Origin of the sequence: Methylobacterium sp. W2 (genome assembly GCF_020662345.1) — a bacterium.
Taxonomy (GTDB): Bacteria; Pseudomonadota; Alphaproteobacteria; order Rhizobiales; family Beijerinckiaceae; genus Methylobacterium.
On the sequence record NZ_VMOA01000049.1, the window covers coordinates 26,617 to 40,195 of the forward strand.

A 13,579-nucleotide genomic window follows, 5' to 3' on the forward strand; every position below is an offset into this window, starting at 1 on the left:
GGCTGGGTTTGCGCCGCCCCCCTCGTCGCATGTGGCTCCCCAGCCATAGCGACTCGCGTCACACTCCCCTATCCCGTCCGGCCCACCTCAGCCCTCGGACCTCATGTCAGCCTCGCCAACCTTCGAGATCGAACAGGGCAGCCGGCAGGCGTGGCATGAGGCCTTCCTCGGGATGAAGCCCAGCGTGGTCCCGTGCCCCGGTCTGACGGCGCAGGGCTGGCAGGCCGTTCACGCCGCGTCCCTCGACTTTCTCGACAAGCACGCCGACGAGGCCGGCCGGCTCGGCTGGACGACGCTGCAGCTCTTTGGCGTGCATCCCGACCTCGGCGTGATCCGTTCCGACTTCTGCGGGGTCATGCTCCTGAGCGGCGATCTGGTGTCGAAGGTCGAAGCGGACTTCATCCGGTTCGAGCGGACGCGGTACTTTCGAGACGTACCAGGCCGACCGAAGGGGGCCGTGCCGATCTGGGCGGTGAAGCGCTAGGCGACCTGGGGGCGTGCCCTGCCTCGTCGCGATCACCGGTAGCGAGACGAGCATGAGCATTGAACGCCCCAAGAGCTACCAGGAGGCTTTGTCGAACGTCAGGAGTACGATCCAGCGCAAGTTGAGCGTGGTCGGTGTGTCGGAAGATGGGAGGCTCGAACTGTCGAACTTTTTGGTCATGGTGGACGACATGCTGCGGCCCAATCGGACCTTTCCTGAAGCTAGAAGCGACGCACCCGAGCCGTTAAGTGGAAGCTTTTGACGAAGGCAATCAACGGTAGAACGATAGCCCCCATCTCAGCAAAAAGCCCGGCGTGGGGTGATCCATCCGTGGTTCAGTCGCTTCGTTGGTGCACCGCATCAAATGATTAAAGCTTAACCACTTTGCTTATTCGTAAAACATCCATGTCATCGTCTCCTCGTTCCCTCAAATCTGCGTGATCGAATTAACTTTAGGGATGCGTTAAGTTGTGTGAGGTCTATCTAGATCAAGATGGTGCGCAATCGAACAGTTTCAGGGCATAAATTGCCCTCCATTAAGTGCCGTGCAGCCGTCGCTCTATCATGAGGAATATCGTTGTGCTGCTGCCAAATATTGCCATTCGGACCAAGCTGTTTACTGCATTCAGTTTGCTAACATTAATTATACTCGGACTTGGTATTTTCGGTTTATATGCAGCATCCTCACTTAACGGGTTGTTGGTCGACGTTCAGACAAATTGGATGCCCAGCGTAAGAGCCGCCGGCGAGATCAATTCCTGGACAAGCCGTTACACTACAAACGTTTTTCGGCATGTACTTAATACTGATGACGCTACCATGACAAACATTGAAGCCGAGGGAGATAGGCGAGCCAAGAAAATCTCGGAAGTTTCCAAGTCTTACGAGGCATTGATTTCCTCGCCGGAAGAACGAGCACTTTTTGATGTTTTCAAGCGTGAGTGGCAGGATTTTACGAGGGAAGTTCAGCCGGTATTAGTTCTGTCTCGGCGTAATGAGAACGATCAGGCCCGGGCTTTGCTTGACCACAAGGCGACACCACACCAAAAGGCTGCCTTCAATGCGGTCGAGGAGATCATTGCACTCAACAACAAAGGCGCAGAGGCAGCTCAGCAGCAAGCATTTAATACCTACGCTATGACGAAGACACTCTCGCTTGCATCCGTCTGTCTTGGCCTCCTTCTGTCAGTGGCGCTCACCGTGTGGATCATCCGCGGAATTTCCGGTGGTATCTCTTCTGTCGTGCGGCCGATGCAAGCTTTGGCAGCAGGAGACCTTACCATCTCTATTCCTCATCAAGGGGCGAACACTGAAATCGGTATGATCGCGGATGCGGTGCAGGTTTTCAAAGACGGTTTGATCCGAATGCGGGCTCTCGAAGACGAAACAGTTCTTGCCCGCGCCAGTGCGGAAGAGCAGCGCAAGAAGGGCATGCGCGACATGGCAGATGGCTTTGAGCGGGCCATAAGTGGCATTATCAGCACCGTCACGGCTGCTGCAACCGAACTGCAGGCCACAGCCCAAAGCATGGCCGGCACCGCAACCGAAACCGCCAATCAATCGACCACCGTGGCCGCGGCTGCTGAAGAAGCGTCAACCAACGTCAACACAGTCGCCGCGGCTGCTGAAGAGCTAGGTTCGTCCGTCCAAGAGATCGGCCGCCAAGTTGATGGTTCGGCGAGCCTTGCGCAAGCGGCTGTCAACGAGGCTGACCAGACGGCCGCTCTCGTGCAGGAACTGAGCGGCGGCGTAGCGAAGATTGGCGACGTCGTGACGATGATATCGACCATTGCTTCGCAGACGAACCTGCTTGCTCTTAACGCCACCATTGAGGCGGCCCGTGCAGGAGAGGCGGGACGTGGCTTCGCCGTGGTCGCTGCTGAGGTGAAGGAGCTGGCCAATCAGACCGGCCGAGCGACGGCTGAAATCTCTGCCCAAATCGGACGGATTCAGGGGTCGACGGGTGAAGCTGTGTCGGCGATCGGCCGGATCACAGCGCGCATCCAAGAGATCAGCAGTGTCGCTACGATGATTGCTGCAGGCGTCGAGGAACAGGGCGCAGCAACTCAGGAGATCGTACGCAACGTATCTCAAGCTGCCGTGGGTACGAGCGAGGTGACATCGAACATCTCTGGAGTTGCTCGGGCCGCTGAAGATACCGGCACTGCCGCCAGTCAGGTGCTGGGTGCGGCTGATGAACTGTCCCGCCAGTCCGAGTGCCTCAATTCAGAAGTGGCGCGGTTCCTCCAAACCGTTCGTGCTGCATAAGACCGGTTCGATCCGAGACAGATAATGAAAATTCCGGGAGCGAAAACGTAAATCGATACGATGAGAGATCGGCTATGAATGAACTGATGCTTATCAGTGACGACTTTCGTCGCACAGAGCGATTACTGCACGATTTACGATTATCAATTCCGTCGACGATCTACGATCTTTATGACCACACTCCTCCAGCAAATCCCCCTGCAATTATCCTAAGCGATATTAGGGAGTTGACGTCCGATGTCATCGCTCGGCTGAAGCATCTCCTATGCCAAGCCGGTATCGGCAAGAAGCCGCATGTCTTCGTCGTTTACAATGAAGGTCCGCGGACCCAAGCTTATGCCCAGATGCTTGGGGTAACAACGATGATTACCGCTGCGGCCATCTCTACCCTGCCGCGAGTTATCGAACGCGTCGTGGTCGAGGCTGGGATTGTGCCTCTTTCAGCACAGAAGCACGCCAGCCGGGCGCGGGAGTTTCTACGCGACACGATCATGGCTGGCGTGCTGACACCAACCGAGGTTGCGAACGGAACGGAGATCGTTGCCACTGCCATTAGCGCCCACGGGATCTACGATTGGATCCGCGTGGTGCGCGACTTCGATGATGGCACGCACCAGCATATCCTGCTCGTTGCAGGTCTGGCAGCAGCTTTTGCCGGCACCCTTGGGATGTCGATGGCCGACCGACACCGATTAGCTCAGGCGGCTCTCCTTCACGATGTCGGTAAGACCAAGATCCCTGTTGCCATCCTTAATAAGCCAGGCAGGCTCGATGCGGCCGAGATGACGGTAATGCGAACGCACGCCGTCGAGGGCTATCGCATGCTTATCGGGCTTGGGTTCGATGACGCCATGCTCGGCGTCGTCCGATCCCACCACGAGATGTTAGATGGATCTGGCTACCCCGATAGATTGTCGGGGGACTCCATTCCTGACTTTGTCCGGCTGATTACGGTCTGCGATGTCTACGGCGCCTTGATAGAAGAGCGACCTTACAGAGCGCCGATGGCTGCGACGGAGGCGTACTCGATCCTCGTAGGCATGATGGGGAGGTTGGATGCCGATCTAGTGCATGCTTTCAGGCCCGTCGTGATAGCGTCGGCTAGTCATGCCAATCGCTTTGGAACCCTCGTGTCATCACATTGACCGAACGCAGATATGCTGACGCTAACATGGCCGCGCTCTCTGATTCGGCAGGCCAGGATATCGCTGCTAACCACATACGAAAAATCCGACGCGGCGCGAGCCGGGCGGGGTCAAGTCGCTAGTTCAGGAAAGAGCTGCCCCTCGTCGAGGAACGCGCGGGCGGTGCATGGGCCGTGCCGGGGCTAGGTCATCAGAGCGGGCCGCCCTCAACCTTGAACCGGATCACGGTCTCGTCCGTTGTCAGTGGCCAGATTTCTGAGAAGGCGATCGGTTGATGCAACATCCCGTGAGCCGGGATCTCAAGCCATCCCGTCGGCATCGTTCATAGGATCGAACATGCAGGCGGCGAGCTCCCCCCGCACTCGAAGTGCCTCGATCCGATGCGCTCTTACGATCGAGGTCACGGCATCCGCTTCAGGCCTGCCGCCATGCAAGCGCAGATCGGCTGCGATACCTGCCATAACGTAGGCAAGGTGTTCCAGTGCATCGATCTTGCAAGTCAGGATTTCTATGAGCTCGGCTCGTATCTGGTCCATTTCGCAGCTCGCTCCTGAGCGGCAGGGGGCGCAGGTGGAAATGACGCCTCAGGCCATTGGGCCCATTGCGGGGCTGGATATCAAAAGGCGGGTAGGGAAATCCCGCTGCGACCTAAGCCGAGCGCGCTAGTAGATAATGCTTCTCAGAGAAAGCAGCCTCCATAGCAAGCGTCACTTGGCAGGCATGTGGCATCGTGTATGCCCCCTGCATCGCGTAAGCCAGGTCCGCGCTGGGTTTGGAGGCGGTGCGTTTTAGAGGCGCCTAACGCGAGCCGTCGGCCCAGGTCACGGACGAGCCGGGCTCAAGCATTTCCAAATTATTGAGCAGGTCCACGAGATCATCTGTGTCGTCCAACGATAGCTGCGTCTGACGGACACCCTTCACCAAAGCGGGCTCTCCAGTCTTCACGTTGCGCACCGTCCAGCCGCGTCCGTCCGGGAACATGTCATACTCGATGTACGCGTCCGGTGATGGCCGCGGTCGACAGCATCGCGCACTCGGCTGAAGCCTGACCTTAATGCTGGCGTCAAGGTCAGCGGGTCGGGGCGATGCGGGTCGAGGTGCTTGAGGGGGCCGAACGACGGCGGCGCTGGTCGTTCGAGGACAAGGTGCGGATCGTCGAAGCCTCGTACGAGGCCGGGGTGTCGGTGTGTTCGGTGGCGCGCCGGCACGGGATCGCCCAGGGCCTGCTGTTCACGTGGCGACGCCAGGCTCGGGAAGGCCGTTTGGGCGGGGATGAGCAGGCCCCGGTCTTCGTGCCCGTCGCGATCACCCCGGAGCCGTCGCCGGCGGTTCCGGTTCTGCGGTCGGATGATCTTGATGTTGCGGCCCAGCCCCGTCGAGCGCGGCGCAAGACCGGGATCATGGAGATCGATCTCGGTGGTGGTCGGCGTCTCAAGGTCGACCGGGACGTCGATGCCGCGGCACTGCGTCGGGTGCTCGATGCCCTGGAGGGCCGATGATCCCGCTGCCGGCCAACGTTCGGGTCTGGCTGGCCACCGGCCACACCGACATGCGCAAGGGCTTTTCCAGCTTGGGGATGATCGTCCAGGAAACGCTCAAGCGCGATCCCCACTTCGGACACCTGTTCGTCTTCCGCGGCCGGCGCGGTGACCTGATCAAGGTGATCTGGCACGATGGCCAGGGCGCGTGCCTGTACACCAAGCGGCTCGACCGCGGCCGCTTCCTGTGGCCGTCGGTGGCGGACGGAGCCGTGACGATCTCGACGGCGCAGCTCGGCTACCTGCTCTCGGGCATCGACTGGCGGATGCCGCGGACAAGCTGGCGTCCGAGCGCCGTCGGCTGAGGATAACGCGTTACAGAGGCTGAGGAATATGCTCTTCTCAGTGTGTGCCGAACGCGCCTGAGCCCCCGCCGCTTCCCACCGATCTCGCTGCCGCTCACGCCATGATCCTGGCCGAGCGGGCGGCGCGGCTCGTGTCCGAGATCGCGGTCGAACGGCTCAAGCTGGAGGTCGCCCGGCTGCGACGGGAGCGCTTCGGGGCCTCCTCGGAACGCAGCGCCCGGATCGGCCAGCTCGAACTAACGTTGGAGGATCTGGAGGAGACGCTCGCCGAGACGGAGGCGCAAGCGGCTGAGCCCGAGCCGCATACCACCCCGACCTCTTCCCAGCGCAAGCCCGCTCGTAGGCTCTTGCCCGAGCATCTGCCGCGCGAGCGCATTCTCCATCCCAGCCCGACGACCTGCGCCTGCTGTGGCGGGGCACGCCTGCGCCCTCTCGGCGAAGACGTCACCGAGACTCTGGAGCGGATCCCGGCGCGCTGGGTCGTGATCCAGCACGTGCGCGAGCGCTTCTCCTGCCGCGACTGCGAGACCATCGCGCAGAACCCGGCCCCCTTCCATCCGATCCCGCGGGGGCGGGCCGGGCCGAACCTCCTGGCCGAGGTGATGATGGCCAAGTTCGGCCTGCATCTGCCGCTGCATCGCCAGAGCCAGCGCTTCGCCCATGAAGGCGTGCCGGTCGACGTCTCGACGTTGGCTGGCTGGGTCGGAGCCGTCACCACCGCCCTGTCGCCCCTAGTCTCCCGGATCGAGGCCCATGTCCGGGGAGCCGACCGCCTCCATCTCGACGATACGCCGGTGCCGGTCCTGGCCAAGGGGAAGACCCGCACCGGCCGGCTCTGGACGGTGGTGCGCGACGACCGCCCCTTCGGTGGACCCGAGCCGCCGGCCGCGGCCTACTTCTACTCCCCCGACCGCTCCGGCGCGCATGCCGAGACTTGGCTCGGCGACTTCCACGGCATCGTGCAGGCGGACGCCTTCTCGGGGTTCGGCCGGCTGTACGACCCAGGCCGCAAGCCGGGTCCGATCCGCGAGGCGGCCTGCTGGGCCCATGCCCGACGCAAGTTCTTCGAGCTGGCCGATCTAAAGAAGGCTCCGATCGCCATCGAGGCCGTGACGCGGATCGATGCGATCTTCGCCATCGAGCGCGCCGCCAACGGTCTTGCCCCCGATGAGCGCCGCGCGCACCGAAGCATTCGCTCCGCCGCCCTCGTTGCCGACCTGGAGGCGTGGCTGCGGGAGAACCGCGCCAAGCTCTCGGCCAAGGCTCCCACGGCAGCGGCGATCGACTACCTGCTCAAGCGCTGGACCGCCTTCGCCCGGTTCCTCGACGACGGACGGATCTGCCTGTCGAACAATGCTGCCGAACGCTCCATCCGTCCCATCGCGGTGGGCCGCCGCAACTGGACCTTCGCCGGATCGGATGCGGGCGGTCATCGTACCGCTGCCCTCTACACGCTGATCGAAACCGCCAAGCTCAATCGCATCGACCCCCAGGCCTGGCTCGCCGACGTGCTCACGCGGCTACCCGACCATCCCGCCAGGCGTATCGACGATCTGCTGCCGTGGAACTGGACCCAGCCTCAGCGCCGGCAGATCGCCGCCTGACACCCCGCCGGGACCACGAACGCGGCCATCACCGAAGGCGTACTACTCGATCTCGCCATTGTCGTTCATGGCCAGGCCCTCCGAGGCGGGAGGGGAGCCTACACCGTCGGTCCACGAACGAAAAACCCGCCACGGCGCGAGCCGGGCGGGGTTAAGTTTCGATTGCGTCCCTGCTCCCAGGATGGGAGCGGGAAACGACTAATCCACGGATATGGCCACATCAAGCGCCGAACGTGAACAGGTCGCTCGGGGCAGTGTGGATCTCTGCCATAGTCACATCGTGCAGGATGATCTTGTTGGTGCCCTCTACGCCCGCGAACGTGACGATGGTGTCCTGCCCGCCATGGAACGCCTTAAGCGTCACGCCGGTGGCGCCCGCGATGTCGACGGTAATGTGATCTGCGTTGACGTCGAAGCCGTAGATGTTGTCGCGCCCGAAACCGGACTGGAAATGAAAGGTGTCGGCGCCGGCACCTGCCAAGAGCTTGTCGCCGCCAGCGCCGCCCTCGATCGTGTCACCACCCTTGCCGGCCTGGATGCGATCCGCTCCGGACGTCCCGGTGATCTCGACGTAATGGGCCGCCGTCGACTGCGATGTGATCTTAGATCCGGTCGTGACCGCGGACATGTCGAGGTGAGTGTCGTTGCGAACGTAGACGACTTCGATGCCTTGGAAGGCTTCATCGGTCAGGACGACGGTGCTGCCTCCCTGGACGAAGAGCAGGTCGGTACCGTTGCCGCCGTCCACTAGGGTGGGGGTGCCGGAAATGACGAGGCGGTCGTTGCCGCCCGCCCCTTCAAGCGTATCGGCGCCGCCGTTGCCGATCAGCCGGTTAGCACCATCATCGCCGATGAGGATGTCGGCGAAGGCCGATCCCGTGAGGTTCTCGATGGCGATGAAGCTGTCGCCGGTCGCGTCGCCTGTCCCGGCCACACCTCCACTAAGATCGGCCCTCACGCCGTCGGTGGCGCCCGCGTAGCTGGCGGTATCTATGCCCGATCCGCCGTCGAGCACATCGGCGCCCACCCCACCCTCTAGAACGTCGTTGCCCGCACCGCCCGACAATATGTTGGCGCTTGCATCACCGGTGAGGAAATCGGCGTAGCCACTTCCAAGCAGATTTGCGATATCGACCAACTGATCTCCAGATGCATCACCCGCACCCGTCGTGGCCTGGATGCCGAAAGCCAGGCCCAAATTCGCAATGACTCCTGAGGCGGAATGTTCGTAGCTGGCAGTATCGGTTCCGCCGCCACCTTCTATGTAATCGGCGCCCTTGCCACCTTCGAGAATATTGACCGCCCCATTGCCGATCAATACGTCGTCCTGATCGCTGCCGATGGCATGAGCGAAACCAACAAGGACATCGCCGTTTTCGTCCCCTACGCCTTCCTGGGCGCTGTGGGACAGATTGATGACAACGCCCAACGCCGAATGAGCGTAACTTACCGTATCGAAATTACCGGCAGCATTGCTCCCGCCGTTAAGGTTGTCCGCACCTGCGCCGCCCTCAATAGTGTTGGCCCCGGCATTGCCGAAGATCGTGTCATTGAGGGCGCTGCCCCGGACATTTTCGATGGAGATCAGAGTATCGTCCTGCGAAGCGTTCCCTTCGCGCCCATAGCCGGCATTGAGATCGACAACCACGCTGACCGTGGAGTGTTCGTAGCTTACCGTGTCGACGCCAGTGCTGCCATCTATCCTATCAGCTCCGGCTCCACCCTCAATAACATCATTGCCGGCGCCGCCATATAGATTGTCAAGCCCTGAGCCGCCGCTTAAATAATCATCAAAATTAGCACCACGTATCGCTACCCTTGTGTTATTATCGGAAAAATCAAAATTAAAGCTTACTGCTCCTGGTGTAAATTTAACTGTCTCTACAGTCATGCCGTTAGTTACGATAATGCTTGTTGTCTGAGGAACATTATCATGTGGCACTATATAACTATGTAGGTTTTGATAGAAACTATTTGGATCTAAAAAAAAACTTGCAGATAAGCCAAGGTCATCACTACCGTTGGCACTGTAGGATGATCCATATGAGTACCTGATCGATGCCATGGCGTTTTTCCATTTTGACCGGTGCGTCGTGACTCAAACACCGAACCCATAGGCCCTGCGTCAAATTGATGCAAATTAAGCACACGTAAGTCCGCCGCTGTAATTAGTGGCTGGGAAAGATGTTTACGTTTTAGGATACATGTGGTGTGGCGTGCCAGGGTTACCCCGCGCAACGCATATCCTTCGTGCTGCGGGTGAGGCCTTGGATCGCTTCGACCATCTCCCGGTGTTCACGGTGCCGATCCTCCGCGAGACGCTGCTCGTGCTGGCGGTGCTCCTCAAGAAGCCGTCGCTCATGCTCTCGATGCTCCTCGGCCTCTTTTTTCCGGAAGGCCATTTCGGTCTCCCGCATGAGAGTGCACCGGTCATGTGAGGCCGACACACCGCGCAGCCCGTCGATGATGTCCTTCAGGTCGGTCTGGCCCATGACCATTCCGGCGATCTGGGCGAGACCATTCCCGCCCACGGTCGGGGGCGCGATGTGCGGCTTCTCCACCTTGGCCCGCATGTAGCCGATGACCGCGAGGGGAATACCGCCCCCGCCGCCTGCCGCCAGAAGCGTGCTGAGGATGTCGACCCACTGCTTGACGTCCTCAGGTGACATGGCGTGGCGCAGCTCCAGCGGACAGGGAACCGTTCTTGAACATATCGTAGCCGGTCGCGAGGACGCACCAGCCTTCGAAGCAGAAACAGACCGGATACCAGCCAAAGCCCGCTGGTAGCCGGGTGTTGAAGGCGTAAGAGCCGACCAGCATCAGGAAACCGATCGCCATCCAGGAGAGGCCGCCAGTCAGGGCTCCGACGAACCGGATAACGGGGGCTCGCCGCCACCACCCATTGATGCCGAGGCCGACGCCTCGGAGGATTGCTACGATGAGGGCGAGCATTCCCCAGCGGGTCTCCGTCATTACCTCGCCCATGATCCGGTAGACCGGCATGTCAAAGTAGGCTTCGGGGCGCAGCATGCTCACGCCCCAGACCAGGAGGAGGCATGACAGCATCCACTCCAGAGGGCGCGTCATGTGCATGGACGTTGGGGTGTGCGGGTTCATGGCGGCGCCTCCCTGGCTTACTGCTTCGGCAGTTATCCGAGCGCGGGGGCGACGACCTCGGACGCCGTGGCGCCAGCATCCAGCTTGTGCAGCCGGAAGAGCTTGTTCGCGACCTCCTCCGGGCCGCCGGCCTGATCCATCGTCCACTTGCTGACCGCGTTCACGTCGGCCCGGTTGACGGCGCGCTGGAGGGCGTTGGCGACGATCTCGGACCCGACCGGCACGGTGACGGTAGAATTCTTCACGGCCCCGGCCGTCGGGTTGACGCCGAAGTCGAACCACTTCCGCAGGATGCGCTCGACCAGCGCCTCCGACACCAGCATCCGGACCATCGGATAGAACCGAGCCAGGAGGCCGAGGACGACGGTGCTAACCAGCGGGACCAGGATGTCGCCGACGAGTTGAGCCACGGCAACGACATACTCGCCGTAGGGGATAACCACGGCCGGGGTGACGCTTGGCGTGGTGGTGACCTGCGCGAAGGCGGCCACCGGGACGAGGATCGAAACGGCGACACAGGCGAACGCCAGCGCCGCGAGCAGAAGCTTGCGGGTCATGATAGTCTCTCAATGTTTGGAAGTGGGTGACGGAACTTATTGCGCCAAGAATTGGTAGTGGTGCGGAACCGTGAGGACTGCTGACAATGCCCCACGTTTGGTGCCATCAGGGCGATGGAAATTTCTATTTAGAACGGAACAGCACGGACGGAAGCGAGATATTTAGGGCAAGGGTATACGCGGTAATGAATTTTGGACACGGACACACAATTACAAAATTAGATGAAAATCAGCCTCTCGAAATTGGGTCACTACCGGTGGGGTTCGAAGATATTAAATTGATTTGCGAGGTAGTGCTCCGACTTTACTGTGAAAGGTGATCCTATCCAATCCAAGGCCTCCTCAACCATAAGGCCAGACGTGAGATCCAAGTCGGCTTAACCGAGGCAATTTCGGCGGGAAGCGCCCTGACGTCAGGCAGGATCACCACGGGCGCAGGCGGCGCAACAACCGGCGGCACGTCCATCGGCACCAGCGTAGACAGCGGCACGCTGACGGGCTTCGCGTCGGTGCTTCGGGCCTTCGGCGCCGCCTTCGTGTAGGGCGTCGGGAACTGGTCGTGCTCGGCGGTGCGCCGGGAGATCAGTTCCTTGTTCTTCGTGCACGATATGATCGCGGTGGCGCAGCCTTTCTGGTCGCCCGCGTTGAGCAGGCGCAGGAAGGTCGATCCCTTGAAACCGCCCACGCCGATGTTGAAAGCGATGGAGATCAGTGCGTCCCGCTCGTGGTCCGCGACCGGGACCTTGATGCAGGACAGGATCAGCAGCGCGTGCGATGCGAGGCCTTCGAGGAAGAACGCATCGGCCTGGGCCTGCGTGATGACCTGCCCGAGCTTCACACCCTTGATGTGGCCGTAGCCGATCGTCGGCACTCCGACGCTGTCGAGGTAGGCTTTCAGCCGAACACCTTCCCGCGATTTGAGCGCGGCAAGGCCAAGTGGCGTCATGATGGCGGACGCGGCCATGCGTAGTCTCCCGGATAGTGAATGCAAAATTAACTGCCTACGGTCGGCCTCTCAGACCGGGGGCAAATTTCGAGATGCAGCACTTCGACAACGGACACTTGCCGGAGCCGAACGAGCACTTCGTCGATGCCTTTGTGGACCGCTTACGAACGGTCGCTGTGCTGGGCTTTTTAGTCGGCGTCGAAGCAGCCGGCCTTGGCGCCATGGCGTTTGGCGCTGTGTCCCTTGGCAGGTGGCTGACGGCGTGACCTTCACGGAGGCCAAACGGCTACGGGCGACGCGCGAGGGCGTCAGACGCGGTTGGGGCGCCGGTCGAAGCGGTCGGCGATCTCTTCGCGGAACTTGTCGATGCCGCCGACCATGATGGCGGAATAATCGCTGGCCTCTTTGGAGCGCGCGACCTCCGCGTCGTATTTGGGCAGCGACATAAAATGGATGCGCTCGGACTTGCGAACCCAGTCCACGGCAGCCCGGATTTCAGGAAAGCCGTAGCCTCACCACTGTTCGAGTTCGTCCAGTCGGCAGTGGAGGTACCACAGACGCTCCTTGGCCTGGGAAGCCTCTTGGAAAGCCTCAAGGCACAGCATTCGCGCAAGCCAGCGACGCATGTCAGTTCTCACGATATCGCGGTTGCGCGGTGTGCTTCTTGCCTCCACCACGCGCTTTGCGAATGGTGGAAGGGGCGAAGGCCATGGAGCGAAAGACGGTCGAGGCGGCATTCACCATCGGCGTGATGGCGGGTGCGCTTGTTTCGATGGCTGTGAAGTACGGCCCCGGCTTCGCGTTCTGAACGTGGGCTTGCGCGGCGACCGGCCGGCTCGGGATCTATTGACGGTTTGAGCCATCATTTGTTAGTCCGTCGTTGTCGTTTGGCCTGCCCGAAACTCAGGGTCCGGCGACAGCGGGCCGGGCGGCCGACCGCGAATTTGCCGCCCGGCCCGTTTAGTGTTTCAGAGGCGAAATCCTGCCGCCGGCCTTAGGGTCCGACTGGGGTACGTGTCGGTTAGCGCGGCATCCCGCGCGTATCGTTGGCGATGAGGACGTCCCCACCCCCCCCAGAGGTCGTCATCTGGCCAACCGAACCGAGCAGCTCAACGCCATTCGTCAGCCCCGCCGTCGTCACGAGACCTGACCCTGACCCAGCAAAGTGGTCCGCGCTGAGCGCAAGTTTTTCGGGCATCCTGAACCCTGAAGGAGGGTGGATGCCATGCCTCGCAAACGCTTCACGAATGAACAGATCGCCTTTGCCCTGCGGCAGGCGGAGAATGGTGCGACGGTGGACGAGGTCTGCCGGAAGATGGGCGTATCCGAGCCGACCTTTTATCGCTGGAAGAAGCGGTTCGTCGGCATGGGCGTGCCGGAGATCCGACGGCTCAAGCAGCTGGAGGACGAGAACAGCAAGCTGAAGCGGCTGGTCGCCGACCTGACGCTGGACCGCTCCATGCTGCAGGACGTCCTCAAACGGAAGTAGTGAGGCCCGCCGTTCGCCGTGAGGTCGCCGGTCACCTGCAGGTGGCCTACGACATCAGCGAGCGTCGGGCCTGTCTGGCCACCGGCTTCGGCCGTTCGTCCCAGCGCTATACCAAGCGCTCTGATC

15 protein-coding genes and 1 pseudogene are annotated in these 13,579 nt (G+C 61.2%); 9 read left to right on the top strand and 7 right to left on the bottom strand.

Annotated features, from left to right (window positions below; all coding sequences use genetic code 11):
- The first annotated feature begins 103 nt into the window (after positions 1-103).
- From FPV16_RS21715 to FPV16_RS21730, 4 genes are all read left to right on the top strand, one after another.
- On the top strand, positions 104-484 hold the full coding sequence (locus tag FPV16_RS21715; protein WP_227440539.1) for a hypothetical protein: 381 nt from the start codon (positions 104-106) through the stop codon (positions 482-484).
- A gap of 52 nt (positions 485-536) precedes the next feature.
- The gene (locus FPV16_RS21720) at positions 537-746 is read left to right on the top strand and encodes a hypothetical protein (protein WP_227440540.1); all 210 of its coding nucleotides are present in this window, start codon (positions 537-539) and stop codon (positions 744-746) included.
- 317 nt (positions 747-1,063) lie between these two features.
- A complete protein-coding gene (locus tag FPV16_RS21725) occupies positions 1,064-2,752 on the top strand; it encodes a methyl-accepting chemotaxis protein (RefSeq protein ID WP_413629334.1) in 1,689 nt (562 codons plus the stop codon).
- 74 nt (positions 2,753-2,826) lie between these two features.
- Positions 2,827-3,897, top strand: coding sequence for an HD-GYP domain-containing protein (locus FPV16_RS21730; protein WP_227440542.1), 1,071 nt, complete (start codon positions 2,827-2,829; stop codon positions 3,895-3,897).
- Positions 3,898-4,196: 299 nt separating this feature from the next.
- On the opposite strand, the gene FPV16_RS21735 is transcribed toward FPV16_RS21730, so the two are convergent.
- Positions 4,197-4,433, bottom strand: a complete 237-nt coding sequence (locus FPV16_RS21735; RefSeq protein WP_227440543.1) for a hypothetical protein — start codon at positions 4,431-4,433, stop codon at positions 4,197-4,199.
- 549 nt (positions 4,434-4,982) lie between these two features.
- On the opposite strand from FPV16_RS21735, the gene tnpA reads away from it, so the two are divergent.
- The 3 genes from tnpA to tnpC all read left to right on the top strand — a co-directional run bounded on the left by tnpA (position 4,983) and on the right by tnpC (position 7,344).
- Entirely contained in the window at positions 4,983-5,396 is a 414-nt protein-coding gene (tnpA, locus tag FPV16_RS21740) for an IS66-like element accessory protein TnpA (RefSeq protein ID WP_227440544.1), read from the top strand.
- A complete protein-coding gene (gene tnpB, locus FPV16_RS21745; RefSeq protein WP_227440545.1) occupies positions 5,393-5,740 on the top strand; it encodes an IS66 family insertion sequence element accessory protein TnpB in 348 nt (115 codons plus the stop codon). Before tnpA ends, tnpB begins: the two co-directional genes overlap by 4 nt.
- Before the next feature lie 101 nt (positions 5,741-5,841).
- A complete protein-coding gene (gene tnpC / locus FPV16_RS21750) occupies positions 5,842-7,344 on the top strand; it encodes an IS66 family transposase (protein WP_227440557.1) in 1,503 nt (500 codons plus the stop codon).
- A 220-nt stretch (positions 7,345-7,564) separates the two neighbouring features.
- On the opposite strand, the gene FPV16_RS21755 is transcribed toward tnpC, so the two are convergent.
- The 5 genes from FPV16_RS21755 to FPV16_RS21775 all read right to left on the bottom strand — a co-directional run bounded on the left by FPV16_RS21755 (position 7,565) and on the right by FPV16_RS21775 (position 11,982).
- Positions 7,565-9,409, bottom strand: coding sequence for a beta strand repeat-containing protein (locus FPV16_RS21755; RefSeq protein WP_227440546.1), 1,845 nt, complete (start codon positions 9,407-9,409; stop codon positions 7,565-7,567).
- Between the two features lie 160 nt (positions 9,410-9,569).
- On the bottom strand, positions 9,570-10,013 hold the full coding sequence (locus FPV16_RS21760; RefSeq protein WP_227440547.1) for a hypothetical protein: 444 nt from the start codon (positions 10,011-10,013) through the stop codon (positions 9,570-9,572).
- A complete protein-coding gene (locus tag FPV16_RS21765; RefSeq protein ID WP_227440548.1) occupies positions 10,003-10,431 on the bottom strand; it encodes a hypothetical protein in 429 nt (142 codons plus the stop codon). Before FPV16_RS21765 ends, FPV16_RS21760 begins: the two co-directional genes overlap by 11 nt.
- 62 nt (positions 10,432-10,493) lie before the next feature.
- Positions 10,494-11,018, bottom strand: coding sequence for a hypothetical protein (locus FPV16_RS21770; RefSeq protein WP_227440549.1), 525 nt, complete (start codon positions 11,016-11,018; stop codon positions 10,494-10,496).
- 322 nt (positions 11,019-11,340) lie between these two features.
- Entirely contained in the window at positions 11,341-11,982 is a 642-nt protein-coding gene (locus tag FPV16_RS21775; RefSeq protein ID WP_227440550.1) for a lysozyme, read from the bottom strand.
- A gap of 74 nt (positions 11,983-12,056) precedes the next feature.
- Here FPV16_RS21775 and FPV16_RS21780 point away from each other — a divergent pair, with 74 nt between their 5' ends.
- A complete protein-coding gene (locus FPV16_RS21780) occupies positions 12,057-12,230 on the top strand; it encodes a hypothetical protein (RefSeq protein ID WP_227440551.1) in 174 nt (57 codons plus the stop codon).
- 42 nt (positions 12,231-12,272) lie between these two features.
- Here the strand turns inward: FPV16_RS21780 and FPV16_RS21785 are convergent, their stop codons facing one another.
- Entirely contained in the window at positions 12,273-12,446 is a 174-nt protein-coding gene (locus tag FPV16_RS21785; protein WP_227440552.1) for a hypothetical protein, read from the bottom strand.
- A gap of 743 nt (positions 12,447-13,189) precedes the next feature.
- On the opposite strand from FPV16_RS21785, the pseudogene FPV16_RS21790 reads away from it, so the two are divergent.
- Positions 13,190-13,579 (top strand): annotated as a pseudogene (locus FPV16_RS21790) (transposase); the annotation flags it as partial.